Origin of the sequence: Burkholderia sp. Ac-20365 (assembly GCF_017104715.1) — a bacterium.
In the GTDB taxonomy this organism is placed as follows: Bacteria; Pseudomonadota; Gammaproteobacteria; order Burkholderiales; family Burkholderiaceae; genus Paraburkholderia.
In genome coordinates this window covers 239,693-263,041 of record NZ_JAAGPI010000010.1, presented here as the reverse complement: position 1 = coordinate 263,041, position 23,349 = coordinate 239,693, and the positions used below count along the sequence as shown (strand labels likewise).

The following is a 23,349-nucleotide window of genomic DNA, read 5'->3' as shown; positions in this document are numbered from 1 at the left end:
AGGAGGGTGATGATGGCGCAACGCGACTCACAACGTAGTGTGAAGCGGGCACGCACCGGCGCAGCCGGTGCAGATGAAAGCGAGCAGGCGGGCGCGGCGCCTGGCGTTCGCGCCAGTCATCACGCGGCGCTGCCTCAGTACGAGACGGTCGCGCTGATGCTGCAAGGCGGCGGCGCGCTCGGTGCGTATCAGGCGGGCGTGTATCAGGGACTCGACGAGGCGGGCATCCGGCCCAACTGGCTCGCGGGTATTTCAATTGGCGCGCTGAACACGGCGATCATTGCGGGTAATGCGCCCGAGCAGCGCGTCGAGAAACTGCGCGAGTTCTGGGAGACCATTTGCCAGCCGGCCTATGGTCCGCCCGTGCCGCCGTCCATCGAGCAGGCGCTCTTCAATTCCAGCGACACAGTGCGCAAGGCGTTCACCGCGATGCAGGCAGTCGGCGCGCTCGTGGATGGGCAGAAGGGGTTCTTCACGCCGCGGTTCCCGCCGCCGTTGCCTGCTGTTTCCGTTCCGCCGCAACTAGCGAGCTACTACGACACGACGCCGCTCAAGGCGACGCTCGAGCGGCTCTGCGATTTCGACCGGATCAACTCGAAGGAAATGCATGTGTCGGTTGGCGCCGTGAATGTGCATTCGGGCAATTTCGCCTACTTCGACAATATGCATACGACGCTCAAGCCCGAGCATTTCATGGCTTCGGGTGCGTTGCCGCCGGGGTTTGGTGCGGTGGAGATCGACGGCGAGTATTACTGGGACGGTGGCCTGATGTCGAACACGCCGCTGTACGAAGTCGCGCAGGCCAGTCCGCGCCGCGACACGCTCGCGTTTCAGGTCGATTTGTGGAGCGCCTTAGGTCCGGTGCCAGACAACATCACCGACGTGCAAGGGCGGATGAAGGACATCCAGTATTCGAGCCGCACGCGTCTCGTCACGGACATGATGCAACGCACGCAGCGCTTCCGGCATGTACTGCGCGAAGTGCTTGAGCGTGTGTCGCCCGAGCATAGCGATGACCCGTGGTGCAAGCTCGCGCAGGAACTGTCGTGCTCGAAGCGCTATAACGTGATTCACCTGATCTACCGCAACAAGGAATACGAAGGGCATTACAAGGACTATCAGTTCGGTTTGTCGACGATGCTCCAGCATTGGGACAGCGGCCTCGAAGACATCCGTAACTCGCTTGCGCAGCCGGGCTGGCTCGAGATGCCGGACAACGATTCGGGCTTCGTCACGCACGATATCCACCGCGATTTGCGTTGAACGCGATGTTCGCGGCATAAAAAAGGCGCTCACATGGAGCGCCTTTTTGATCGCAGTTGAGACGACGCGCCGCGCCGTCTCACTTGCCATGCTTACTTCAGGACAGCGGCGACCGCGTTGGCCACCACGTCCAGGTTGCGCGTATTCAGCGCGGCCACGCAGATGCGGCCCGTGCTGACAGCGTAAATGCCGAACTCTTCGCGCAGACGGTCGACTTGTGCAGCCGTCAGACCCGAGTACGAGAACATGCCGCGCTGTGCGTTCACGAAGCTGAAGTCGCGGTCGATGCCCGCTGCCTTCAGGCCTTCGACAAGGCCATTGCGCATCGCGCGGATGCGGTCACGCATTTCGCCGAGTTCCGCTTCCCACGTTGCGCGCAGTTCCGGCGAGCCGAGCACGGCTGCGACGACGGCGCCACCGTGCGTCGGCGGGTTCGAGTAGTTCGTGCGGATCACGCGCTTGAGTTGCGACAGCACGCGTGCGGCTTCTTCCTTGCTGCCCGTGATGATCGACAGGGCGCCGACGCGCTCGCCATACAGCGAGAACGACTTCGAGAACGACGACGACACGAACACGTTGAGTTCCGATTGCGCGAACAGGCGCACAGCGGCTGCGTCGGCGTCGATGCCGTCACCAAAGCCCTGATACGCGATGTCGAGGAACGGCACGAGTTCACGCGCCTTCACGACTTCGACCACCTGCTTCCATTGGTCGACCGTCAGATCGACGCCCGTCGGGTTGTGGCAGCACGCGTGCAGCACGACAACCGTGCCCGCTGCGTAGCTGTTGAGCGCCGACAGCATGCCTTCGAAGTTCACGCCGTGCGTGGCCGCGTCGTAGTACGGGTACGACACGACTTCGAAGCCTGCGCTTTCGAACAGCGCGCGGTGGTTTTCCCAGCTCGGATCGCTGATCGCGACCTTCGATGCCGGGTTCACGCGCTTCAGGAAGTCCGCGCCGATCTTCAGCGCGCCCGTGCCGCCCAGCGCCTGCGCCGTGACGACGCGGCCCGCGGCGATCAGCGGCGAATCGTTGCCGAGCAGCAGCTTTTGCACGGCTGCGTCATAGACGGCGATACCTTCGATAGGCAGATAGCCGCGCGGCAGCGCCGCTTCGATGCGTGCCTTTTCTGCGTCGCGGACAGCGCGCAGCAGAGGAATCTTGCCTTCTTCGTTGGTATACACGCCAACGCCCAGATTGACCTTGGTGGTGCGCGTATCTGCGTTGAAAGCTTCGTTCAGGCCCAGAATCGGGTCGCGGGGAGCGAGTTCGACAGCGGAGAACAGAGACATGATGATTCGGCAGTAGTGAAAAGAGGGAACACTTCGGATGCTGCTAGGAACCGCATGCACCGCGCTGTGGCCGGGTTCGGAATGTGCGGCGGAATAGCCTGACTGGGGTTCCGGCAACGCTTTCAACCGACGGCCGCGCTGGCGCGCAACGTGCCATTGTAACGAATCTCGCCGGGGTTTTTGACATCGGCTGGCGCTGCGAACGGATTAATTTGCAATGAAAACAGCGATCTGGCGATGTTTTTATGCCGCGTTCGCATCAATCCGGGCGCGTCAGCGGACGCGCGGTGCGGGCGTTCCGGCCGTCCGGCGGGGCGTCAGCCCGCCTGTTCGCAAAACGCTAGAATAGTCGTTTGCTCCCGGCCGAGGTGCCGCTTCCATGTCCGAACATCATCTGAGTGAAGTCAACGACGCTCTCGACGAATCCAAATTCGTGACGTTCGAGGGCTCCCCGTTCCGGCTTTATCAGCCGTATCCGCCCGCCGGCGACCAGCCGACGGCGATCGACACGCTCGTCGAAGGTGTCGAGGACGGTCTGTCGTTCCAGACGCTGCTCGGCGTGACGGGCTCCGGCAAGACCTACACGATGGCGAACACGATCGCGCGTCTGGGCCGGCCGGCCATCGTTTTCGCGCCGAACAAGACGCTCGCCGCGCAGTTGTACGCCGAGTTTCGCGAGTTTTTCCCGCGCAATGCCGTCGAGTACTTCGTCTCGTACTACGACTACTACCAGCCGGAAGCCTACGTTCCGCAGCGCGACCTGTTTATCGAAAAGGACTCGTCGATCAACGAGCATATCGAGCAGATGCGTCTGTCGGCCACCAAGAGCCTGATGGAGCGGCGCGATGTCGTGATCGTGGCGACCGTGTCGGCGATCTACGGTATCGGTAATCCGTCGGAATATCACCAGATGATTCTGACGCTGCGTACGGGCGATCAGATCGGGCAGCGCGACATCATCGCGCGTCTGATTGCGATGCAGTACAACCGCAATGAAGCCGACTTCGCGCGCGGCTCGTTCCGGGTGCGCGGCGATACGATCGATATTTTTCCGGCCGAGCACGCGGAAATGGCCGTGCGCGTCGAACTGTTCGACGACGAGATCGACACGCTCCAGCTGTTCGATCCGCTCACCGGCAAAGTCCGTCAGAAGATTCCGCGTTTCACCGTATATCCGTCGTCGCACTATGTGACGCCGCGTGAGACCGTGATGCGCGCTGTTGAGACGATCAAGACTGAATTGCGAGACCGGCTCGAATTCTTCTACGGCGACGGCAAGCTGGTCGAAGCGCAGCGGCTCGAGCAGCGCACGCGCTTCGATCTCGAAATGCTGCAGGAACTGGGCTTCTGCAAGGGCATCGAGAACTACTCGCGGCACTTCTCGGGCGCGCTGCCGGGCGAGCCGCCGCCGACGCTCGTCGACTATCTGCCGTCCGACGCGATGATGTTCCTCGACGAATCGCACGTGCTGATCGGCCAGTTGAATGGCATGTACAACGGAGATCGCGCGCGTAAGGAAAATCTGGTCGATTACGGTTTCCGTCTGCCGTCCGCGCTCGACAACCGGCCGCTCAAGTTCAACGAGTTCGAGCGCAAGATGCGCCAGGTCGTGTTCGTATCCGCGACGCCCGCCGATTACGAGAAGAAGACGGCGGGGCAGGTGGCCGAACAGGTCGTGCGTCCGACGGGTCTCGTCGATCCGGAAATCGAAGTGCGTCCCGCGCGCTCGCAGGTCGACGATGTGCTGGGCGAGATAAACGAGCGCGTGAAGGCGGGCGACCGCGTGCTGGTTACTGTGCTGACCAAGCGCATGGCCGAACAGTTGACCGAATTTCTCGCCGATCACGGCGTGAAGGTGCGCTATCTGCACAGCGATATCGACACCGTCGAGCGCGTCGAAATCATCCGCGACCTGCGGCTGGGCACATTCGACGTGCTGGTCGGGATCAACCTGCTGCGCGAAGGGCTGGATATTCCTGAAGTTTCACTGGTCGCGATTCTCGATGCCGACAAGGAAGGCTTCCTGCGCGCCGAGCGCTCGCTGATCCAGACGATCGGCCGCGCGGCGCGTAACGTGAACGGCAAGGCGATTCTCTACGCCGACAAGATCACGGATTCGATGAAGCGCGCGATCGACGAAACCGAGCGGCGGCGCGCGAAGCAGATGGCGTTCAACGAGAAGATGGGCATCGTGCCGCGCGGCGTGGTGAAGCGGATCAAGGACATCATCGACGGCGTCTACAACGTTGACGAAGCGCGCGCTGAGCTGAAGGAGCAGCAGGTTCGTGCGAAGTTCGAAGACATGTCTGAGAAGCAGATCGCCAAGGAGATCAAGCGTCTCGAGAAGCAGATGATGGAGCACGCGAAAAATCTCGAATTCGAAAAGGCGGCTCAGATGCGCGACCAGCTTGCGTTGCTACGGCAGCGAGTGTTCGGCGCGAATGTCGGCGATCATCTGACAGGCACGGACTAGGCGGATCAACGCGCATGCGGCGGCAAAGCGCCGCATGCCGCACACCCGATCTGGCAATTTGCGGCAACCCTCACGCTGCATCGTTCTGAAAACTCCGCTTAAGCTCCCCGTAAGACCCTGTTGCAGCAAGGCTTTCGAGGTTTCCACATTTGTTTCTCCCCCTGAACAGTGATAAACTGGTTCAAGTATTGAGAATGGTTCGCATTACCGTTCGTTGCTTCCTTCGCATTTGCGTTGGCGCGTTGCGTTGGTGCAGCGGGCGATTCGAGAAAGACGTGAAGACCATGCGTGTGCGAGACCTCTTCACCGCGCCTTTCCGAACCTGGCTTTTCGTTGCTTCAGTCTAAAAAAACCAAAGGAGTTTCAATGCGCGTTTCGTCAATCTTGAGCGGCGGGGTAGCTGCCCTCGCTGCCGTGGCCATGATGTCGGCGTCGGCTGCCGAATATCCGATCGGCAAGCAGCAGATCCGTGGCGGGATGGAAATCGGCGCCGTGTATCTGCAACCGATCACGATGGATCCGGAAGGCATGATGCGCAAGGCATCGGATTCCGACGTCCACCTCGAAGCCGACATCCATGCCGTCAAGAAGAATCCGACGGGCTTCGCAGAAGGCGACTGGATGCCGTATCTGCAAGTGCGCTACGAACTGACGAAGCCGGGTTCGAGCTACGACCAGAAGGGCGACCTGATGCCGATGGTCGCTGACGACGGTCCGCACTATGGCGATAACGTCAAGCTCGCTGGCCCGGGCAAGTATCACCTGAAGCTGATCGTGCAACCGCCGATGCAGGACGGCCACATGGCATTCGGCCGTCACGTCGACAAGGAAACGGGCGTGGGCCAGTGGTTCACGCCGTTCACGCTCGAGTACGATTTCACGTTCGCGGGCATCGGCAAGAAGGGCGGTTACTGATCGCCATTGGTCGCATCGCGATCCCTAACGCAGTGAGCGGCGCGTGAGAAGAGTGTGACAAGCGCGCCGCATTCTTAGGAAGGTGCATGAGAGTGAATAAGAAGATTGCCGTTCTCGCGATGGCGGCATCGTTTTTCGGGGTGGCACACGCCGCCGAGGAAGCCGTCACGTTCAAGCTGGAAATGACGGACGGCAAGCTGACGCCGGCGCGTATCGAAGTGCCTGCCGGCAAGCGTATCCGTATCGAAGTGAAGAACACGGGTAAGGGCGCGGCGGAATTCGAGAGCGTCGAGCTGCGCAAGGAAAAGGTTCTGGCGCCTGGCGCCGAATCGGTGGTCGTGATCGCGCCGCTCGATCCCGGCACCTACAAGTTTTTTGATGATTTTCATCAGCAGGCGCAGGGCGTGATCGTCGCCAAGTGACGTCGCGGCAGCACGAGCCGTAATACGGACGCGCGGCGTCCACTGAAGTAGCTGGAGGTTTCGATGGGTCAGGTAGTGTTCATCGTATGGCGGGAAAGCGTCGAGGCGCTGCTCGTCGTCGGCATTCTGTACGCGTGGCTGAAAAACGGCGACGAACAGGCGCGTCATGGTCTGCCGTATCTGTGGGCGGGCGTTGCGGCGGGCATTCTGGCCGCGATCGGTCTCGGCGCGGCGCTGGTCGGTTTCACCGAAGTGCTGTCGGGCGATGCGCAGGATTATTTCCAGACCGCGATGGTGCTGGTGGCTTGCGTGCTGATCGTGCAGATGGTGATCTGGATGAAGTCGCACGGGCGCACGCTCAAACGCGACATGGAAAAATCGCTGCAAAAGAGCACGCAGAGCGCGAACTGGTGGGGCGTCGCCGTGCTGGTCGCGCTGGCGATCGCACGTGAAGGCAGCGAGACGGTGATCTTCCTGTACGGCCTGGGTTTCGGTCAGTCGGGTCACGTCGGCATGGATCAGATTCTGGCTGTCGTGCTGGGCCTCGGTCTCGCGTTCGTCACGTTCTATCTGCTGCAACTGGGCGGCAAGATCTTCTCGTGGCGCCTGTTCTTCCGCGTCACCGAAATCATGCTGCTGTTCCTCGGCGCGGGCCTGTTCCAGACCGGCGTCGACAAGCTGATCGACAAGGAAATCCTGCCGACCATCGTCGACCGCGTGTGGAATACGTCGATGATCATCGACGACTCGAGCACGATCGGCTCGCTGGTCGCGACGCTGACGGGTTATCGCGCGCATCCGGCGCTGATGAACCTGATCACGTACGCGCTGTACTGGGCCGTCGTGTGGTATCTGATCCGCCGCTCGAAGCGCGTTCCGGCGCAACAGGCAGCAGGGCGCGCGGCATGATGAGTGCCGTTGCAAATCGCCGCAGCCGGCTGGCTGTTGCCGGAAACTGGATGCAGCGCCACGGCGCTGCCATCCGCGGCATCCAGTGGGTCGTCGTCGCTGTCTACGCGTTTCTGATTCTCGTGCCCGCGTTCACCGAACTGCCGGGCGACACTGCGCATCTGTGGAATAACCTGACGCTCGCGGCGCAGTTCGTGTTCTGGGGCATCTGGTGGCCGTTCGTGTTGCTGTCGATGGTGATGCTCGGGCGCGTGTGGTGCGGTGTCTTATGTCCTGAAGGCGCGCTTGCGGAATTCGCGAGCAAATATGGCAGAGGCTGGGCGATTCCACGCTGGATGCGATGGGGCGGCTGGCCATTCGTCGCATTCGGTCTGACGACGATCTACGGTCAGATGGTCAGCGTCTACCAGTATCCGAAAGCGGTCTTACTGGTGTTAGGCGGATCGACCTTCGCCGCGATGATCATCGGATTGTTATACGGTCGAGAGAAGCGCGTCTGGTGTAAATACCTGTGCCCCGTCAACGGGGTTTTTTCGCTTTTGGCGCGCCTCGCGCCGTTCCACTACAAAGTCGACGAAGACGCGTGGCGCCGGTCGTACAAGGAAGGCGAACACGGGCATCGCGTGATCCCGATCAACTGCGCGCCGCTCGTGCCGTTGCGCAAGATGGAAGGCGCTGCAGCGTGCCATATGTGCGGCCGTTGCAGCGGCCACCGCGATGCGATCGCGCTGACGTGGCGCAAGCCGTCGACGGAAGTCGTGCATCTCGGCGACAAGCAGGCGAGCGCGTGGGACACAGCGCTGATTCTCTATGGCCTGCTCGGCATCGCGATCGGCGCGTTCCACTGGACGGGTTCGCCGTGGTTCATCGACGTCAAGCAGACGCTCGCGACGTGGCTCGTCGATCACGACATCATGTGGCCGCTCGACACCAACGCGCCGTGGTTCCTGTTCACGCATTACCCCGAACAGAACGACGTGTTCTCGTGGCTCGACGGCACGATGATCATCGCGTACATCCTCGCGACGGGCGCTGTCTACGGTACCGCGCTGCTCGCGCTGCTGGCGGGCGCGACCCGCATGCTCGGACGTTTCGATCGCACGCGTCTGCATCATCTCGCGCAGGCGCTGATTCCGATCGCGGGCACGGGCGTGTTCCTCGGTCTGTCGGCTACGACGCTGTCGCTGCTGAAGGCTGAACATGTGCCGCTCGACTGGGCGTCGGACGTGCGCATCGGGATTCTCGTGATCGCGAATGCGTGGAGTGCGTGGCTCGCGTGGCTCGTGACGCGCCGCTATACGGCGCAGATTTTCCTGCGTGCGTTGTCGGTGCTATGGTTTATGGCAGCACTGGCCGTCGTCGATAGCGCGTGGTGGCTGATGTTCTGGTACTGGCCGGCACATTGATTGATCGACGGCGCGCCGCGTACCGAGCGAGGCGCCCGTGAGAACCAAACCCGTACTGACCGACGAAGACGTCGTCAAAATGGCCGCCGCAGCGCAAGCGCATGCGGTGGCCAACCACTGGACCGTAACGATCGCGATTCTCGACGACGGCGGTCATCTCCTTCACCTGCATCGAATGGATGGCGCCGCTCCCGGCACGGTCGATATGGCGACCGCGAAAGGGCGCACGGCCGCGCTCGGGCGCCGTGAAACCAAAGTCTACGAAGACATCATCAAGCAAGGCCGCATAGCGTTTCTGAGCACGCCGCTGGCTGCGATGGTCGAGGGCGGCGTGCCGATCGTCGTGGAAGGCGAGACGGTCGGCGCGATTGGCGTGTCAGGCGTGAAGTCGGAGCAGGACACGGCAATCGCGCGTGCTGGCATCGCCGCGCTCGAATTGCACTGATCGCCCTACGCTGGACGTAAAAAAGCCGCGCAGACGGTGTCATCTGCACGGCTTTTATTTCCAGCATTCATCAACGCTGTGCGACTTATACGCGCACGTCACAGTGAGAACCAAAAAAGCGGCCTGGCTTGCTTCGACGGCTGGCTTGGTGTCTGCACGAAGGGGTCTAGATCTCGCGTGCAAGCCGTCGTGGCTGGCTAGTGCCCAACACCTCTCTGGGAGGTGGTCCCCACAATACCCTGTACTACTGCAATCCGTTACTTCGTCAGAATCAGCTTGCCCAGACGCGTGGCGCGAAGCTGATACGTCTCGCCGTTGTGCACGATGCTCACGTGACTGCGACCCTGTAACAGCGCGTCGCTGCGCAATACGCGGTCCGTCGTCTCAGCGGCTGGCGCTGCGTTGTTGCCATTGCCTGCATGGCGATCCGCGGGCGCCGTCGTCACGGACTTGGCCGGACGGCTGGTCGTCAATGCCGCTGCCGCAGGGCGGCGCAGGCTTAGCGTGGAAGAGCGCGTCATGTTCGTCATGCTTGCCGTTGGGTTCGTGTTCGTCGATTCGTTAGATTGATTCTAAATGATAACCATTCCCATTTACAAGGTTGCAATATTAATCGGTTTAGAGTTTCGATAGGCGAGGGGATTGGCGCCGCCAGAAGGCTTCGGCGGCGCGCTGGAATTAGTGCAACTGGTCGGGCGTATTGCGCCCGCTGACGTACTGGCGGATCAGGCGAACGGTATCGATGTCCGATTCGCGATACGCCGATTTCACGATCTCTTCCGTCTGATGCGCGTCGGGGTCGGCGTGGGCTTCGGCCGACGGCAGGCTCGTCTTGTACTCGAAGCGCAGGAAGAGCTGCAGTTCGTCGGGCTGCTCGATGGTCATCGTCAGCGAGCCGCCGACGTAATCAGCCGTCGCGAGAATGTCGTAGCGCACGCTCTGCTGCGGCGTGAGCGTGACGTGATCGCGCACGGTCGCCTGACCGTAGTGCAGTTCGCGCTCCATCGTGCTGTCGGTGCGCGACAGGATCGAGCAGCTGTCGAGACCCATCACGAACAGCTGCGGCTGCTCCGCGCGCAGCACGAGCCCTTCCCACAACTGTTCGCGCGTCATCGTTTCGACGAGCGGATTGAGGGGATCGTTGATCTGAATGAGATGTTCGAAGTTCAAAATACCAGCTTCCTCTTGATGCTCAAGGTTCACGCAGTATCAGGCAACGGCCAGACCCGTGCGGATCGAGATCGGATTGCTCAGGATCTTGTGCACCGGGCATGCATTGGCGATTTGCAGGAGTCGTTCCTGCTGTTCGTCCGACAGATTGCCCGTCAGCACGATCTGACGATCGATCGCCGTGCCATCGCCTTCTTTCTGCATCGACAGCGTCACGCGCACTTCGTCGAGCGGCCAGCCTTTGCGCTGGGCGTACATCTTCAGCGTAATGGACGTGCAGGCGCCGAGGCTCGACAAGAGCAGCGAATTCGGCGTCGGGGCGCGGTCGCCGCCACCTAGCGACTCGGGTTCGTCGGCGAGCCATGTGTGCGCGCCGTCGTCGAATAGCACCTGGAAATTCGTCGAGCCGATGTGTGCGGTGACCTTCGTGTCTGCCATGCGCGCTCCTGTGCGGGACGGTGTACTGAAACGGATCATGCCGCGCGGCGTAGGACACGGCGCGCGGCTCGAATTGCTATTGTGAACGAATTTGCTGTGGTTCGCGGCTGAGCCACAGGACAGCGAAAAGCCTGATGGACGGCTAGTGCGTGATCTGCCCCATGCGGCCCGCCTGATAGTCGATCACGGCCTGACGGATCTCGTCTTCCGTGTTCATCACGAACGGACCGTAGCGCACGACGGGTTCGTTCAGCGGCACGCCGCCGAACAGCAGCACATCGAGCGGTTCGTCGCCGGCGGAGATCGTCACCGTGTCGCCGTCGTTGTCGAACACGATCATCTGCTGCGCGCCGATTTCGAGCCGCTCGTCGCTATAGAAGCCCTTGCCCGCCAACCCATAAGCGAACACGCGATAGTCGCGCGGAACAGGGTGCACGATGGTCGCGCCCGGCTGCAGCGTGAAATGCTGATAGAGAATCGGCGTGCGCGTTTCGATCGCGGCCTTCATGCCGAGCGCTTCGCCAGCGATCACCTTTACGCGCACCTTGCCGTCAGCCGATGTCGCGACGGGAATCCCCGCCGACGGCATTTCCTGATAGTGCGGCGCGATCATCTTGTCACGCTTCGGCAGATTCACCCACAGTTGCAGGCCATGCACGCGGCCACCCGTCGCGATAAACGACGGATCGGGCATTTCGCTATGCACGACGCCCGCGCCAGCGGTCATCCATTGCACGTCGCCTGCGCGCAGCGTGCCCGAGTGGCCCGCCGAATCCTTGTGGCCGAACTGGCCTTCGAGCACGTACGTGACCGTTTCGAAGCCGCGATGCGGGTGATCCGGCGCGCCTTTCGCCTCGCCGGGCGCATAGTCGACGGGACCCATTTCATCGAGCAGCAGAAACGGGTCGAAATCCATCAGCATGCGGGTCGGGAACGGGCGGTGGACGACGAAACCGCCGCCCTCAACCGTGCGTACGGAAGGATACGTGCGTTCGATCGTGCGGGTCGCGCTCATCAAAATCACCTCGAAAATTGGGGAATAGCGTTATTTCTGAAACATAGGGCTATTATATGGACCGTTTTTGGCCGTAACAGGCCGTCTATCGCAATGGATTGTTCTGCTAGTGAAACGATGACATGAAGATCGATTCGCATAACCTCAACGACCTGATGTATTTCTCGCAGGTCGTCGAACATGGCGGGTTTTCCGCCGCCGAACGCGTGCTCGGCATTTCGAAGTCGCGTCTGTCGCGCCGGTTGACGGAGCTGGAGGCGTCGCTGGGCGTGCGCCTGTTGCAGCGCTCGACGCGCAAGCTCGCGCTGACGGAAGCAGGGCAGCTGTTCTACCAGCATTGCCAGGCGATGCTGTCGGAGGCGCAGGCGGCCGTCAACGTCGTGCAGCAACTGCGGGCGTCGCCGCGCGGCACGGTGCGCGTGAGCGTGCCCGTGACGATCTCGCAGACCATGATGTCGCAGATCATGCCGGAGTTCATGCATCGGTACCCCGAAGTGCGCGTCGTGGTGCGCGTGACGAATCGCGTGGTCGATCTGTTCGAAGATTCGATCGATGTCGCGCTGCGCGTGCGCTCGGAGCCGCCCGAAAACGCGAACATCGTCGTGCGGCCGTTGTGGCGCACGCAGCAGATGCTGGTTGGCGCGCCGAGTTTGCTGAGCCAGAATGCGCCGCCGCTGGAACCCGCTGACCTGAAGCGCTTCGAGACGCTCGACGTGCCCACGGGCGACGGCCGCCACGTCTACAACCTGATCGCGCCGGACGGCACGCGTCACGCGCACGAACACGAGCCGCGCCTCGTGACGGCCGATCTGATGATGATTCTCGAAGCGGCGCTCGCGGGCGTCGGCATCACTGCGCTGCCCGAAATGATGTACGGCGCCGCGCTGCGCAGCGGGCGTCTGTCGCCCGTGATGCCGGGCTGGACGCTGCCGTCGCCGCAGTTGTACGCGGTCTTTCTGTCGCGGCAAGGCATGGTGCCTGCAGTGCGGACCTTCGTCGATTATCTCGTCGAGATGCTCGACCCCGACACGGGCAAGTTCATTCAACAGGAATGCCCGGAGCGCGAGGCAAAACAGATGCGCCTGAAAGCGGCCGTCGCATGATAGAGGCGACGTAACAGCGCGTGCCCGGAGCGAATATCGTTTTTGACATTTAAGCGCCGCCAGCGATGGATACTTTCAATGGCCGCAGGCTTGTATGAAAAAGCTCACAGGCTTATATTGAAATCCCTTCGCTAAGGAGTGTCCTATGCGAAAAATCACGGCCGCTTTGATAGTAGGCCTGATAGGGCTGACAGCGTTGTCCGTGTCGACCACGGCTTTCGCATGTGGTGATCAGATCCAGAGCAGAAGTGACGGAAAATGATCCCGCCGCCCGAAGGCGCCGAGTGCGCACGAAAAAAGGCCTTCATCCGACGATGAAGGCCTTTTACTTTTTAGCCCTGAAAAACAGGGCTTTTATTCAAGCGGAAGAGGGCGGCGTGCTTACTTCGCCTTCGGCTCCGTGACGAAACCGATCTTCGTCAGGCCGCCTGCCTGCGCTTCCGACATCACCTGCGCCACCTTCTCGTACGCGACCTTGCGGTCCGCGCTCAAGTGCAGTTCAGGCTGCGGTTCCTGCTGCGCGGCTGCGGCGATCTTTGCCTGCAGCATGTCGTCGGAGATCTTCTGATCGTCCCACGACAGATTGCCGTCGGCATCGATCGATACCGTCACCTGCGCGGGCTTGGTGTCTTCCTTCTGGCTGCTCGCGTGCGGCAGATCGATCTTCACTGCATGGCGGATCACGGGGATCGTCACCATGAACACGATCAGGAGAACCAGCATGACGTCGACGAGCGGCGTCATGTTGATTTCATTCATGAGGCCGTCGTCATCGTCGCCGGCGAAAGGGCTCATTGCCATCGCTATGCCTCGTTAATTAGTTGGCGCGGGTCGCGAGCCGAAGACCGTCTCCGCGCTTCGACGACGACAGGCGCGCGCCCGTCACGAAGAACGCATGCAGACCGTGCGCAAAGCGGCTCAGCTTGCTGACGATGCCCTTGTTGGCGCGCGTCAGTGCGTTGTAGCCGAGCACAGCGGGAATCGCGACGAACAGACCAAAGGCGGTCATGATCAGCGCTTCACCGACGGGACCTGCGACCTGATCGATCGACGACTGGCCCGCTGCGCCGATGCTCAGCAGCGCGTGATAGATACCCCACACCGTGCCGAACAGGCCGACGAACGGCGCCGTGCTGCCGATCGACGCGAGCACGGCAAGACCGCTCTGCATGCGCGCGACGCTTTCGTCCATCGTGTCCTTCAGGCAGCGCGTGATCCAGTCCGACACGTCCATGCGATCGTGCAGATGCGGTTGCGTCTGATGATGGTGATCGGCGGCTTCCTGGCCCGCCAGCGCGAGCGCGAGGAACGGGTTTTCAGCCGGCGACGACGTGCCGCTGCCGAGCTTCTTCATGCCGTCGGCGACATCGTCCGAATGCCAGAAGGCCTTTTCGGCGTTCTTCGTCAGGCGGTTCAGGCGCATCACGTTCCAGCTCTTGACGACGATCACGCTCCACGACAGCACCGACATGATCAGCAATGCCACCGCGATACCGCGTGTGACGAAATCCCCTTGTGCCCAGACGTGGGCGATACCGTAGTTCTGCATGGCAATTCCTTTTTTCTTTGAAATCCTGGTCAGCTGATCACTTAGTTGTTCAGGCTGAAATCGAATGGCTGGACGGCGGGCACGCGGACCGGCTCGCCATCCACCAGATAGGGCTTGCACGAGCTGGAGCGAATCGCGTCGAGGGCGGCCTGATCGAGACGATCGGAGCCGCTGCTCTTCTTCAGTTCGACGTTTTCGATCCGGCCCGATGCCGACAGAATGAACTGGACGACCGCGCGTCCTGTTTCACCGCGGCGGCGCGACATGGCCGGATAGGTCGGCTCGACGATGCTGCAGCTCAGGTGCGACGCGTCTTTCGGCGCGGTGATCGACATCACCGGCTTTGCGGCGGGCGCAGCGGGTGCGGCAGGCGCTGCCGGGGCCGGCGGTGCGGGCGGAGCTGGATCGGCGGGCGCGCTGATCTCGTGCTGCGACGGCGCTTGCGCGACGGGCATCGGAGTCGGCGTGGGCTTCGGCGTCGGGCGCGGCTGCACCTTCGGCTTGACCTTTTGCACGGGTACGGGCTTCGGCGGCGGCGGGGCCGATTCGATCGCGACGGGCGCCGCGGCAGGGGCCGGCGGCGGCAGCAGTTCGGCCGTAATCGTGCGCGGGGTTTCGACCGGCAAAGGCGTGACCGTACGCACCGTGAACGCGATAGCGAGCGCGATGACGTGAAGTCCGATGACGATACCCGTCACCGTGGCGATACGCGGGTTGATTCGGGCGGAAGCTTCCGGCGCGAGACCGGTTGGAAGAGTAGGCGTGGCCTGCATGGTTAGCGTGGCGGCGCGCCGGCGATGCAGCACGTCATGCAAAACAGCGTCATGTTCGGAATATCAGCAACGAAATACAGACAGTGGTCAGAAAACCGATCAGCAATTCCATCTCGAACTCCTCGAAGAATGGCGTCGCTGGCTGGTGTCCAACTGGCTTGCTGACGGCGGAATGAAAAGCTATGGCGCCCGCTACCGGCGCGCCCGTTGAAGCACTACGCTCAAAACGCGGTTGAAGGCGGAGAACCCGGCTTCAGGCTGCCTTGCGTTCGTAGAAAGTCAGCGGCACAGCTTGCGTGTGATGCTCGACGCCGCAGCGGCTTGCACAGACGCCGCTTTGCGCCATGACATCCCGCACGGATTCTTCGCATTTGCCGCAGCACATCGCGACGCCGAGTTCGAACTGGAGTTCGTCGAACGTGACGTTGCCTTCGGCAATCGATGCACGGATCTTCCGGTCGGATACAGACTTGCACACGCAGACAATCATGACAGCTCGCGATAGCTAACGTTAATGCGAATTATTATCATTTTGTTTGGTCGGTTTGGCAAGCCTCCAAGGCAAATTTTTGTAACAAAACCAGCCTGTTAGAAGGGTTTCGTCTATCGCGCGCGGGATGTTGTCCCGTCGGCTGGGCCTCGCGGCGGGGCGGCCGGTAAGGGGTTGCGACGTATTTTGATGCCGGATGCGCGCGTGGAACGGCCTTCCGGGGCCGTTCGTTGACCTGCGTCAGGCAGCGTGGGAATCGGGCGTGATCGTTCGGCGGGAAGGAATGTGCACGCGCTCGACGGGTGCGTCGATACCGAGCAGCGTCGCGGCGAGTTGCTTCAGATGCGCGCCGTCGCTGGTCGAGCAGAAGCGCGGCTGCGGCGCGGCGTCGCGCGCGGGGGCGCGCAGGTCTTGCTGGTCGAGCACGCGTTCCAGTTGCCGCGCGATCGCGATGCTCGTGTCGATCAAGCTCAGCCGGTCACCGGCGATGTCGCGGATCGCCGCATCCAGAAACGGGTAGTGCGTGCAGCCGAGCACGAGCGTGTCGGCATCGGCGTCGAGCATCGGCTGGAGATAGCTTTCGAGCAGCTTGCGCAGTTCGGGCGAGTCGATGTCGCAGCGTTCCACGGCTTCCACGAGACCAAGTCCCGGTTGGCACAGAAAGCGGCAATCGCTGGCGTAGCGTTCGAGCAGGCCCTGGAAACGGGCGCTGCGCAGCGTCACACGGGTCGCGAGCACGCCCGCCACGCGCGATTTCGACTGCTGCGCCGCCGGCTTCACGCCCGGCTCGACGCCGATCAGTTGAATAGGGAGCTTTTCGCGCACCAGCGCGATCGACTGCGCAGTCGCCGTATTGCACGCGACCACCAGCGCCTTGACACCCTGCGCGACAAGCCATTCGCCGATCGCAAGCGTACGGTCGGCGATGAAATCGTCGTCGCGTTCGCCATAGGGCGCGTACAGCGAATCCGCGACGTACACGATGGCTTCGTCCGGCAGCACGGAGCGCACGGCACGCAGCACCGACAACCCGCCCAGTCCCGAATCGAAAATACCGACGGGCGCGCGCGGATCGAGCGTGGTCAGCGGCGGAATCGAAGCGGAGTGAGCAGCGGCGGGGGACGAAGCGGTCATGGTTTCGGCGGAAGCCATATATAAGAAAATCCGCGCAGCGCCTGGAGAAACGTTGCGCGGATCGGACCGCAGAAGTGTATCAGGAGTGGGGACCGTTCCTGCCCGGGTGTTGTCTTATTCCTGCGAACCCATCGCGGTTTGCTGGTAGTTCTGGATGCCGACCTTGTCGATCAGGTCGATCTGCGTTTCGAGCCAGTCGATATGTTCTTCGGTGTCGTCGAGAATCGTCGTGAAGATTTCACGCGAGATGAAATCGCGCACCGATTCGCAATAAGCGATCGCTTCTTTACACGTACCCTGCGAGATGTATTCGAGCTTCAGATCGCATTCGAGAATCTCTTTCGTCTCTTCGCCGATCAGCAGCTTGTGCAGATCCTGCAGATTAGGCAGGCCATCGAGCATGAAAATGCGCTCGATCAGCATGTCGGCATGTTTCATTTCGCCGATCGATTCGTCGTACTCATGCTTGCCGAGCTTTTCCAGACCCCAGTGCTTGTACATCCGTGCGTGCAGGAAATACTGGTTGATCGCGGTCAATTCGTTCTTCAACTGGGCGTTCAGATATTCGATGACTTTTTTATCGCCTTGCATGATCTTTCCTCTTCAAGAGCCGGGTTTTCCAACAACAATAAACGTCTGAAAACGAAAAGCCAAGGACGAATATGGTTGTTGAGAATCATTCACGCAATTAAATTTGTATTTTGCGTGAACAATAAAAAAGCCGGGACTATAACGTCCCGGCTTCGGTAAAACAAAGAAAATCTTTAAGCAGTCGCGACGGGAATCTTACCGATCTTGGCCTGCCATTCCTTCGGTCCCGTCTGGTGAACCGACGTGCCGTTCGAATCGACGGCGACCGTCACGGGCATGTCCTGCACGTCGAATTCATAGATGGCTTCCATGCCGAGATCTTCGAACGCGAGCACCTTCGCGCTGCGAATCGCCTTCGACACCAGATACGCAGCGCCGCCCACGGCCATCAGATACGCAGCCTTGTGCTTCTTGATCGCCTCGATGGCGACGGGGCCGCGCTCGGCCTTGCCGATCATCGAGATCAAACCGGTTTGCGCGAGCATCGTTTCCGTGAACTTGTCCATGCGCGTAGCCGTGGTCGGGCCTGCCGGGCCGACCGCTTCGTCACGCACCGGATCGACCGGACCGACGTAATAGATCACGCGGTTCGTGAAATCGACGGGCAGCTTTTCGCCCTTGGCGAGCATGTCGGCGATGCGCTTGTGCGCGGCGTCGCGGCCCGTCAACATCTTGCCCGACAGCAGGAGCGTCTGGCCCGGCGTCCACGAGGCGACCTGTTCCGGCGTCAGCGTGTTCAGGTCGACGCGCTGGCTCTTTTCGGTGTCCGGTTCCCACTGCACCTTCGGCCATGCGTCGAGCGGCGGCGGCGTGAGCTTCGCGACGCCCGTGCCATCCAGCGTGAAGTGCGCGTGACGCGTCGCCGCGCAGTTCGGGATGATCGCGATCGGCTTCGAGGCAGCGTGCGTCGGTGCCGCCATGATCTTCACGTCGAGCACCGTGGCCAGACCGCCCAGGCCTTGTGCGCCGATACCGAGCGCGTTGACCTTCTCATGCAGTTCCACACGCAGTTCTTCGATCCAGTCCTGCGGGCCGCGCGCGATCACGTCCTGAATGTCGATCGGGTCCATCAGCGATTCCTTCGCCATGACCATCGCCTTTTCAGCCGTGCCGCCGATACCAATCCCGAGCATGCCGGGCGGGCACCAGCCTGCGCCCATCGTCGGCACGGTCTTCAGGATCCAGTCGACGATCGAATCCGACGGGTTCAGCATCGCGAACTTCGACTTGTTCTCCGAGCCGCCGCCCTTGGCCGCGACCTGCACATCGACCTTGTCGCCCGGCACGATCTCGTAGTGGATCACCGCCGGCGTGTTGTCCTTCGTGTTCTTGCGGCCGCCTTCGGGCGGGCTCACGATCGACGCGCGCAGCACGTTGTCCGGGTTCAGGTAACCGCGGCGCACACCTTCGTTGATCATGTCGGTGACGCTCATGGTGGCGCCGTCCCAGCGCACGTCCATGCCGACCTTCACGAACACCGTGACGATACCCGTGTCCTGGCAGATCGGGCGCTTGCCTTCGGCGCACATGCGGCTGTTCGTCAGGATCTGCGCAATCGCGTCCTTTGCAGCCGGGCTCTCTTCGAGTTCGTACGCGCGGCCAAGCGCTTCGATGTAGTCGAGCGGATGGTAGTAGCTGATGTACTGCAGCGAGTCCGCAATACTCTGGATCAGGTCTTCCTGTTTGATGACGGTCATGGCTAGGCTCAGTGGGGCAGTGTCGCGTTCGTTATCGCGGCCGCTTGACGATGCGGCCGGTCAGACGCGTTCATGGGAGGGGGAAACCGTTGTGTTGTCGCCGTGCGCAGCGCTGCCGCGCGCCACGGGCTCGTGAAAATGTTCCGGATGCGTATGCGTGGTCAGCCGGTCGACGAATGCCATCACCAGCGCCGACACGAGGAACGTGACGTGGATGATGACCTGCCACATCACACCTTGCTGCGTGTGCTGGTCCGGATCGATGAAGGTCTTCAGCAGATGAATCGACGAGATGCCGATCAGCGCCATCGACAGCTTGACCTTCAGCACACCCGCGTTCACATGGTCGAGCCATTCGGGCTCGTCGGGATGACCTTCCAGGCCAAGGCGCGAGACGAACGTTTCATACCCGCCGACGATCACCATGATCAGCAGGTTCGAGATCATCACCACGTCGATCAGGCCGAGCACGATCAGCATGGTGTTGGTTTCGTTGAGCGTCATCGCCGAGGTCACGAGGTGCCACACCTCCTTGACGAACAGCACGACGTAGACGGCTTGAGCGATGATCAGGCCCAGATACAGCGGCACCTGCAGCCAGCGGCTCATGAAGATCACGGAGGGCAGCAGGCGCATGCGGCGCGGGCGGCCGGGGGAAATGGGGCGCGGAGCGGTCATGGGCGTTCGGCTTGATGTTGGCGCTTCGTGGTGACGGATCGTGTTGTCGCATACGGCGTGCACGGACGCGCTCGCATCGACGACGGCGGATCACGCGAAAAGCGAAACACCGACGGTCAGCGGCGCGGTGGTGAAACCGGCCGGCAAGGCGCGCTGGGCGCCGTATTGTACAGCGGGAACCGTGACAGCCATGTCGAAGCACGCAGGCGCGGTTCCGGCGGCGCGCGCCAACGCGCTACGAAGCGACGGGCGGCACGCGCCGCGCCTTCAGGCTTGCGAGCGCGATGCCCGCGACCACGCAGGCGAGCGCGACGCCGTGCGCGAGCGTCGGCCGTTCGTCGAGGAACACGATTCCATATGCGGCAGCGGCGACGGGCAGCACCGCGCTGAACACGCCGGCAAGGCTGCCCGGCACATGGCGGATACCCTTCATCCACAGCCAGAACGAGAAAATGCTTGCCGACAGCCCGTACCACAGCACCAGCGCCCAGATGCTGACAGGCACGCTCGCATAGCTGAACGCGAACAATGACGAGACGCCGAGCGGCAGCATCAGCAGCAGGCCGAACAGGTGCGTGTATGCGCAGATGTCGATAGGCGCGAGCGTCTGCGTGAGGCGGCGCGACAGGATCACATAGAGTGATTCGCAGCACACGGCGCCGAGCACCATCAGATTGCCCGCGAACGAACTCTCGTTCGCGGCACCAGGCGCTGCGCCCGCATGCGCGAGATTGATGACGACCACGCCGGCGATCGCAAGCGCAATCGACGCAAGCGCGCGGCCATCCGGCTTTTCCTTCAGGAAGATCCACGAGAACAGCGCGACCACGGCGGGAATCGTGCTCGTGATGACGCCTGCCGCGACGGCGCTGGTCCGATGCACGCCGTTGAGCATCAGCAGCGTAAACCCGAATGTACCGAACAGCGCCTGCAGGAAAAGGTTGAGCCATTCGCCACGTTTCACGCGCCGCAGCTTGCTCACGCGTAGCAGCGGCCACAGCACGGCCATCGCGATCACGAAGCGCAGGAGGGCGAAGAGCGGGACGGGGACGAACGCGACAATCGACTTGCCGATACCGACGTTGCTGCCGACGAGCAGCATCGCGGCAATGAGGAACAGGGAGTAGCGGTTCAACTGGAATCCACACGGCTAGATCAGTTAGCATTGTAAAAGGGCGCTAACATCGGCGCAAAGGCAGCGAAGTCACCGCAACGCGAGCCTTGCAGGTCGCTTGCAAAGCGCGCTGCGCCTGGTGTTTCGCCTACCGGATGGTCGGCTCCCACGTAAGTACGCGGTAAGTTGCAACGCTTATCGTGGGAAGTGATCGAAGCTGATGAAGACATGCGGCGCGCCAGATGTTGCGACGCCGCAGTTGTCATTCGCCGAATCGCTGTGTGCGTATCGCTGTCTGTGTTCGATACGCACGAGGGTGGGAGACACGCCGCGCATCAACGACATGCGCGGTGCCACGATGACCGGTATGACGATATGGAGCGACGCGCTGCGCTGGCCACGGCCTGCACGCAACGCGCGCGCACCGGCAAGGATTGACGTTTCATCTTCACCAAGGGGTAGTCGATGTCTGCGATTGAATCGGTTCTTCAAGAACGCCGCGTGTTTCCGCCTTCCGCCGAAGTCACGGCGCAGGCCACGGTGTCCGGCATGGATGCGTACAAGGCGCTCGTCGCCGAAGCCGAACGCGATTACGAAGGCTTCTGGGGCAGGCTGGCGCGCGAGACGCTCAGCTGGAAGAAGCCCTTCACGAAGGTGCTCGACGAATCGAACGCGCCTTTCTACAAGTGGTACGAAGACGGCGAACTGAACGCGTCGTATAACAGCATCGACCGGCACGTCGAAGCGGGCAACGGCGATCGCGTCGCGATCATCTTCGAAGCCGACGACGGCACCGTCACCAACGTCACGTACAAGGACATGCTGCAACGCGTGTCGCGCTTCGCGAACGCGCTGAAAAAGCGCGGCATCAAGAAGGGCGATCGCGTCGTCATCTACATGCCGATGTCGGTCGAAGGCATCGTCGCGATGCAGGCTTGCGCGCGTATCGGCGCAACGCATTCGGTCGTGTTCGGCGGGTTCTCGTCGAAGTCGCTGAATGAACGTCTCGTCGATGTCGGCGCGGTCGCGCTGATCACTTCGGATGAACAGATGCGCGGCGGCAAGGCACTGCCGCTGAAGAACATCGCCGACGAAGCGCTCGCGATGGGCGGCTGCGAAGCCGTGAAGAGCGTGATCGTGTATCAGCGCACGGGCGGCAAGGTCGGCTGGGACGACACGCGCGACCTGTGGATGCATGAGATCACGGCGAACGAATCGGATGAATGCGCGCCGGAGTGGGTCAGCGCCGAGCATCCGCTCTTCATCCTCTACACATCGGGTTCGACGGGCAAGCCGAAGGGCGTGCAGCACAGCACGGGCGGCTATCTGCTGTGGGCCGCGCAGACCATGAAGTGGACCTTCGACTGGAAGCCCACCGATGTCTTCTGGTGCACGGCCGACATCGGCTGGGTCACGGGCCACAGCTACATCACGTATGGCCCGCTCGCGCTCGGCGGCACGCAGGTCGTGTTCGAAGGCGTGCCGACGTATCCGAACGCGGGCCGCTTCTGGGACATGATCGCCAAGCACAAGGTCACCGTGTTCTACACGGCGCCGACGGCGATCCGTTCGCTGATCAAGGCAGCCGAAGCCGACGCGAAGGTGCATCCGAAGAGCTACGACCTGTCTACTTTGCGCATCATCGGCACGGTCGGCGAGCCGATCAATCCCGAAGCATGGGTGTGGTACTACGAGAACGTGGGTGGCTCGCGCTGCCCGATCGTCGATACATGGTGGCAGACGGAAACGGGCGGCCACATGATCACGCCGCTGCCGGGCGCGACGCCGCTCGTGCCGGGTTCATGCACGCTGCCGTTGCCGGGCATCATGGCGGCGGTCGTCGATGAAACCGGCCAGGACGTGCCGAACGGACAGGGCGGTATTCTGGTCGTCAAGCGTCCGTGGCCGTCGATGATCCGCACGATCTGGGGCGACCCGGAACGCTTCAAGAAGAGCTATTTCCCCGAAGAACTCGGCGGCACGCTGTATCTGGCGGGTGACGGCACGGTGCGCGACAAGGACACCGGCTATTTCACGATCATGGGGCGTATCGACGACGTGCTGAACGTGTCGGGTCACCGGCTCGGCACGATGGAAATCGAGTCGGCGCTGGTCGCGAATCCGATGGTGGCGGAAGCTGCCGTGGTCGGCCGTCCCGATGAGACGACGGGTGAAGCCGTGTGCGCGTTCGTGGTTCTGAAGCGCTCGCGTCCCGAAGGCGAAGAAGCCGCGAAGATTGCAGCGGAACTGCGCAACTGGGTCGGCAAGGAAATCGGCCCGATCGCGAAGCCGAAGGACATCCGTTTCGGCGACAACCTGCCGAAGACGCGCTCGGGCAAGATCATGCGTCGGCTGCTGCGTTCGCTCGCGAAGGGCGAGGAGATCACGCAGGACGTATCCACGCTTGAAAACCCGGCGATTCTCGATCAACTCGGCGAATCGCGCTGATCGTCCGCGCGTGACGACGGCTTG

General features: G+C 61.9%; 23 protein-coding genes. 9 read left to right on the top strand and 14 right to left on the bottom strand.

The genetic code is table 11. From position 1 onward, the window contains the following. Positions 1–12: 12 nt before the first annotated feature. Positions 13–1,263: a patatin-like phospholipase family protein gene (locus tag G3O01_RS20130; protein WP_205806908.1), complete on the top strand. Its 1,251-nt coding sequence runs from the start codon at positions 13–15 to the stop codon at positions 1,261–1,263. Between the two features lie 92 nt (positions 1,264–1,355). Here G3O01_RS20130 and G3O01_RS20125 read toward each other — a convergent pair whose 3' ends face one another. Then, positions 1,356–2,555, bottom strand: a complete 1,200-nt coding sequence (locus G3O01_RS20125; protein WP_205806875.1) for an amino acid aminotransferase — start codon at positions 2,553–2,555, stop codon at positions 1,356–1,358. A gap of 379 nt (positions 2,556–2,934) precedes the next feature. Here G3O01_RS20125 and uvrB point away from each other — a divergent pair, with 379 nt between their 5' ends. From uvrB to G3O01_RS20095, 6 genes are all read left to right on the top strand, one after another. Further along, positions 2,935–5,028, top strand: a complete 2,094-nt coding sequence (uvrB, locus tag G3O01_RS20120) for an excinuclease ABC subunit UvrB (protein ID WP_205806874.1) — start codon at positions 2,935–2,937, stop codon at positions 5,026–5,028. A 366-nt stretch (positions 5,029–5,394) separates the two neighbouring features. Continuing rightward, complete coding sequence (locus G3O01_RS20115) at positions 5,395–5,943, top strand: iron transporter (RefSeq protein WP_205806873.1); 549 nt, start codon at positions 5,395–5,397, stop codon at positions 5,941–5,943. Positions 5,944–6,029: 86 nt separating this feature from the next. Next, entirely contained in the window at positions 6,030–6,365 is a 336-nt protein-coding gene (locus tag G3O01_RS20110; protein ID WP_205806872.1) for a cupredoxin domain-containing protein, read from the top strand. Between the two features lie 63 nt (positions 6,366–6,428). Then, on the top strand, positions 6,429–7,274 hold the full coding sequence (locus tag G3O01_RS20105) for an FTR1 family protein (protein ID WP_205806871.1): 846 nt from the start codon (positions 6,429–6,431) through the stop codon (positions 7,272–7,274). Continuing rightward, entirely contained in the window at positions 7,274–8,680 is a 1,407-nt protein-coding gene (locus G3O01_RS20100; protein ID WP_205806907.1) for a 4Fe-4S binding protein, read from the top strand. The genes G3O01_RS20105 and G3O01_RS20100 overlap by 1 nt, the downstream gene beginning before the upstream one ends. Before the next feature lie 37 nt (positions 8,681–8,717). Next, positions 8,718–9,125 (top strand): heme-binding protein, encoded by a 408-nt coding sequence (locus G3O01_RS20095; protein ID WP_205806870.1) that lies wholly within the window; start codon positions 8,718–8,720, stop codon positions 9,123–9,125. A 257-nt stretch (positions 9,126–9,382) separates the two neighbouring features. On the opposite strand, the gene G3O01_RS20090 is transcribed toward G3O01_RS20095, so the two are convergent. The 4 genes from G3O01_RS20090 to G3O01_RS20075 all read right to left on the bottom strand — a co-directional run bounded on the left by G3O01_RS20090 (position 9,383) and on the right by G3O01_RS20075 (position 11,748). Beyond that, positions 9,383–9,655, bottom strand: coding sequence for a hemin uptake protein HemP (locus tag G3O01_RS20090; RefSeq protein ID WP_205806869.1), 273 nt, complete (start codon positions 9,653–9,655; stop codon positions 9,383–9,385). Between the two features lie 148 nt (positions 9,656–9,803). Beyond that, complete coding sequence (locus G3O01_RS20085) at positions 9,804–10,295, bottom strand: SRPBCC family protein (RefSeq protein ID WP_205806868.1); 492 nt, start codon at positions 10,293–10,295, stop codon at positions 9,804–9,806. Between the two features lie 39 nt (positions 10,296–10,334). Then, positions 10,335–10,733, bottom strand: a complete 399-nt coding sequence (locus tag G3O01_RS20080) for an OsmC family protein (protein WP_205806867.1) — start codon at positions 10,731–10,733, stop codon at positions 10,335–10,337. 142 nt (positions 10,734–10,875) lie between these two features. After that, the gene (locus tag G3O01_RS20075; protein ID WP_205806866.1) at positions 10,876–11,748 is read right to left on the bottom strand and encodes a pirin family protein; all 873 of its coding nucleotides are present in this window, start codon (positions 11,746–11,748) and stop codon (positions 10,876–10,878) included. 122 nt (positions 11,749–11,870) lie between these two features. Here G3O01_RS20075 and G3O01_RS20070 point away from each other — a divergent pair, with 122 nt between their 5' ends. Then, the gene (locus G3O01_RS20070; RefSeq protein WP_205806865.1) at positions 11,871–12,851 is read left to right on the top strand and encodes a LysR family transcriptional regulator; all 981 of its coding nucleotides are present in this window, start codon (positions 11,871–11,873) and stop codon (positions 12,849–12,851) included. Positions 12,852–13,232: 381 nt separating this feature from the next. On the opposite strand, the gene G3O01_RS20065 is transcribed toward G3O01_RS20070, so the two are convergent. The 9 genes from G3O01_RS20065 to G3O01_RS20025 all read right to left on the bottom strand — a co-directional run bounded on the left by G3O01_RS20065 (position 13,233) and on the right by G3O01_RS20025 (position 20,898). After that, the gene (locus G3O01_RS20065) at positions 13,233–13,652 is read right to left on the bottom strand and encodes a biopolymer transporter ExbD (RefSeq protein ID WP_205806864.1); all 420 of its coding nucleotides are present in this window, start codon (positions 13,650–13,652) and stop codon (positions 13,233–13,235) included. Positions 13,653–13,668: 16 nt separating this feature from the next. Continuing rightward, positions 13,669–14,400, bottom strand: a complete 732-nt coding sequence (locus G3O01_RS20060) for a MotA/TolQ/ExbB proton channel family protein (protein WP_205806863.1) — start codon at positions 14,398–14,400, stop codon at positions 13,669–13,671. Positions 14,401–14,441: 41 nt separating this feature from the next. Next, the gene (locus G3O01_RS20055) at positions 14,442–15,173 is read right to left on the bottom strand and encodes an energy transducer TonB (RefSeq protein WP_205806906.1); all 732 of its coding nucleotides are present in this window, start codon (positions 15,171–15,173) and stop codon (positions 14,442–14,444) included. A 253-nt stretch (positions 15,174–15,426) separates the two neighbouring features. After that, positions 15,427–15,663 (bottom strand): (2Fe-2S)-binding protein, encoded by a 237-nt coding sequence (locus G3O01_RS20050; protein ID WP_109481358.1) that lies wholly within the window; start codon positions 15,661–15,663, stop codon positions 15,427–15,429. Positions 15,664–15,903: 240 nt separating this feature from the next. Continuing rightward, positions 15,904–16,815 (bottom strand): glutamate racemase, encoded by a 912-nt coding sequence (gene murI, locus G3O01_RS20045; RefSeq protein WP_241024104.1) that lies wholly within the window; start codon positions 16,813–16,815, stop codon positions 15,904–15,906. A gap of 96 nt (positions 16,816–16,911) precedes the next feature. Then, entirely contained in the window at positions 16,912–17,388 is a 477-nt protein-coding gene (bfr, locus tag G3O01_RS20040; RefSeq protein WP_205806862.1) for a bacterioferritin, read from the bottom strand. Positions 17,389–17,561: 173 nt separating this feature from the next. Next, positions 17,562–19,085: a fumarate hydratase gene (locus tag G3O01_RS20035; protein ID WP_205806861.1), complete on the bottom strand. Its 1,524-nt coding sequence runs from the start codon at positions 19,083–19,085 to the stop codon at positions 17,562–17,564. A gap of 60 nt (positions 19,086–19,145) precedes the next feature. Continuing rightward, positions 19,146–19,763 carry a TIGR00645 family protein gene (locus G3O01_RS20030; protein WP_205806860.1) on the bottom strand — a complete coding sequence of 206 codons (618 nt, stop codon included), beginning with the start codon at positions 19,761–19,763 and terminating at the stop codon, positions 19,146–19,148. A gap of 235 nt (positions 19,764–19,998) precedes the next feature. Next, positions 19,999–20,898, bottom strand: coding sequence for a DMT family transporter (locus G3O01_RS20025; protein WP_205806859.1), 900 nt, complete (start codon positions 20,896–20,898; stop codon positions 19,999–20,001). Between the two features lie 444 nt (positions 20,899–21,342). On the opposite strand from G3O01_RS20025, the gene acs reads away from it, so the two are divergent. Beyond that, positions 21,343–23,325: an acetate--CoA ligase gene (acs, locus tag G3O01_RS20020; protein ID WP_205806858.1), complete on the top strand. Its 1,983-nt coding sequence runs from the start codon at positions 21,343–21,345 to the stop codon at positions 23,323–23,325. Positions 23,326–23,349: the final 24 nt, after the last annotated feature.

Bases quoted from the DNA above. Each gene is read 5' to 3' on its own strand.
- G3O01_RS20130 (WP_205806908.1), top strand. From the start codon at position 13: ATGGCGCAACGCGACTCACAACGTAGTGTGAAGCGGGCACGCACCGGC.
- G3O01_RS20125 (WP_205806875.1), bottom strand. From the start codon at position 2,555: ATGTCTCTGTTCTCCGCTGTCGAACTCGCTCCCCGCGACCCGATTCTG.
- uvrB (WP_205806874.1), top strand. From the start codon at position 2,935: ATGTCCGAACATCATCTGAGTGAAGTCAACGACGCTCTCGACGAATCC.
- G3O01_RS20115 (WP_205806873.1), top strand. From the start codon at position 5,395: ATGCGCGTTTCGTCAATCTTGAGCGGCGGGGTAGCTGCCCTCGCTGCC.
- G3O01_RS20110 (WP_205806872.1), top strand. From the start codon at position 6,030: ATGAGAGTGAATAAGAAGATTGCCGTTCTCGCGATGGCGGCATCGTTT.
- G3O01_RS20105 (WP_205806871.1), top strand. From the start codon at position 6,429: ATGGGTCAGGTAGTGTTCATCGTATGGCGGGAAAGCGTCGAGGCGCTG.
- G3O01_RS20100 (WP_205806907.1), top strand. From the start codon at position 7,274: ATGAGTGCCGTTGCAAATCGCCGCAGCCGGCTGGCTGTTGCCGGAAAC.
- G3O01_RS20090 (WP_205806869.1), bottom strand. From the start codon at position 9,655: ATGACGAACATGACGCGCTCTTCCACGCTAAGCCTGCGCCGCCCTGCG.
- G3O01_RS20080 (WP_205806867.1), bottom strand. From the start codon at position 10,733: ATGGCAGACACGAAGGTCACCGCACACATCGGCTCGACGAATTTCCAG.
- G3O01_RS20075 (WP_205806866.1), bottom strand. From the start codon at position 11,748: ATGAGCGCGACCCGCACGATCGAACGCACGTATCCTTCCGTACGCACG.
- G3O01_RS20070 (WP_205806865.1), top strand. From the start codon at position 11,871: ATGAAGATCGATTCGCATAACCTCAACGACCTGATGTATTTCTCGCAG.
- G3O01_RS20065 (WP_205806864.1), bottom strand. From the start codon at position 13,652: ATGGCAATGAGCCCTTTCGCCGGCGACGATGACGACGGCCTCATGAAT.
- G3O01_RS20060 (WP_205806863.1), bottom strand. From the start codon at position 14,400: ATGCAGAACTACGGTATCGCCCACGTCTGGGCACAAGGGGATTTCGTC.
- G3O01_RS20055 (WP_205806906.1), bottom strand. From the start codon at position 15,173: ATGCAGGCCACGCCTACTCTTCCAACCGGTCTCGCGCCGGAAGCTTCC.
- G3O01_RS20050 (WP_109481358.1), bottom strand. From the start codon at position 15,663: ATGATTGTCTGCGTGTGCAAGTCTGTATCCGACCGGAAGATCCGTGCA.
- murI (WP_241024104.1), bottom strand. From the start codon at position 16,815: ATGGCTTCCGCCGAAACCATGACCGCTTCGTCCCCCGCCGCTGCTCAC.
- bfr (WP_205806862.1), bottom strand. From the start codon at position 17,388: ATGCAAGGCGATAAAAAAGTCATCGAATATCTGAACGCCCAGTTGAAG.
- G3O01_RS20035 (WP_205806861.1), bottom strand. From the start codon at position 19,085: ATGACCGTCATCAAACAGGAAGACCTGATCCAGAGTATTGCGGACTCG.
- G3O01_RS20030 (WP_205806860.1), bottom strand. From the start codon at position 19,763: ATGACCGCTCCGCGCCCCATTTCCCCCGGCCGCCCGCGCCGCATGCGC.
- acs (WP_205806858.1), top strand. From the start codon at position 21,343: ATGTCTGCGATTGAATCGGTTCTTCAAGAACGCCGCGTGTTTCCGCCT.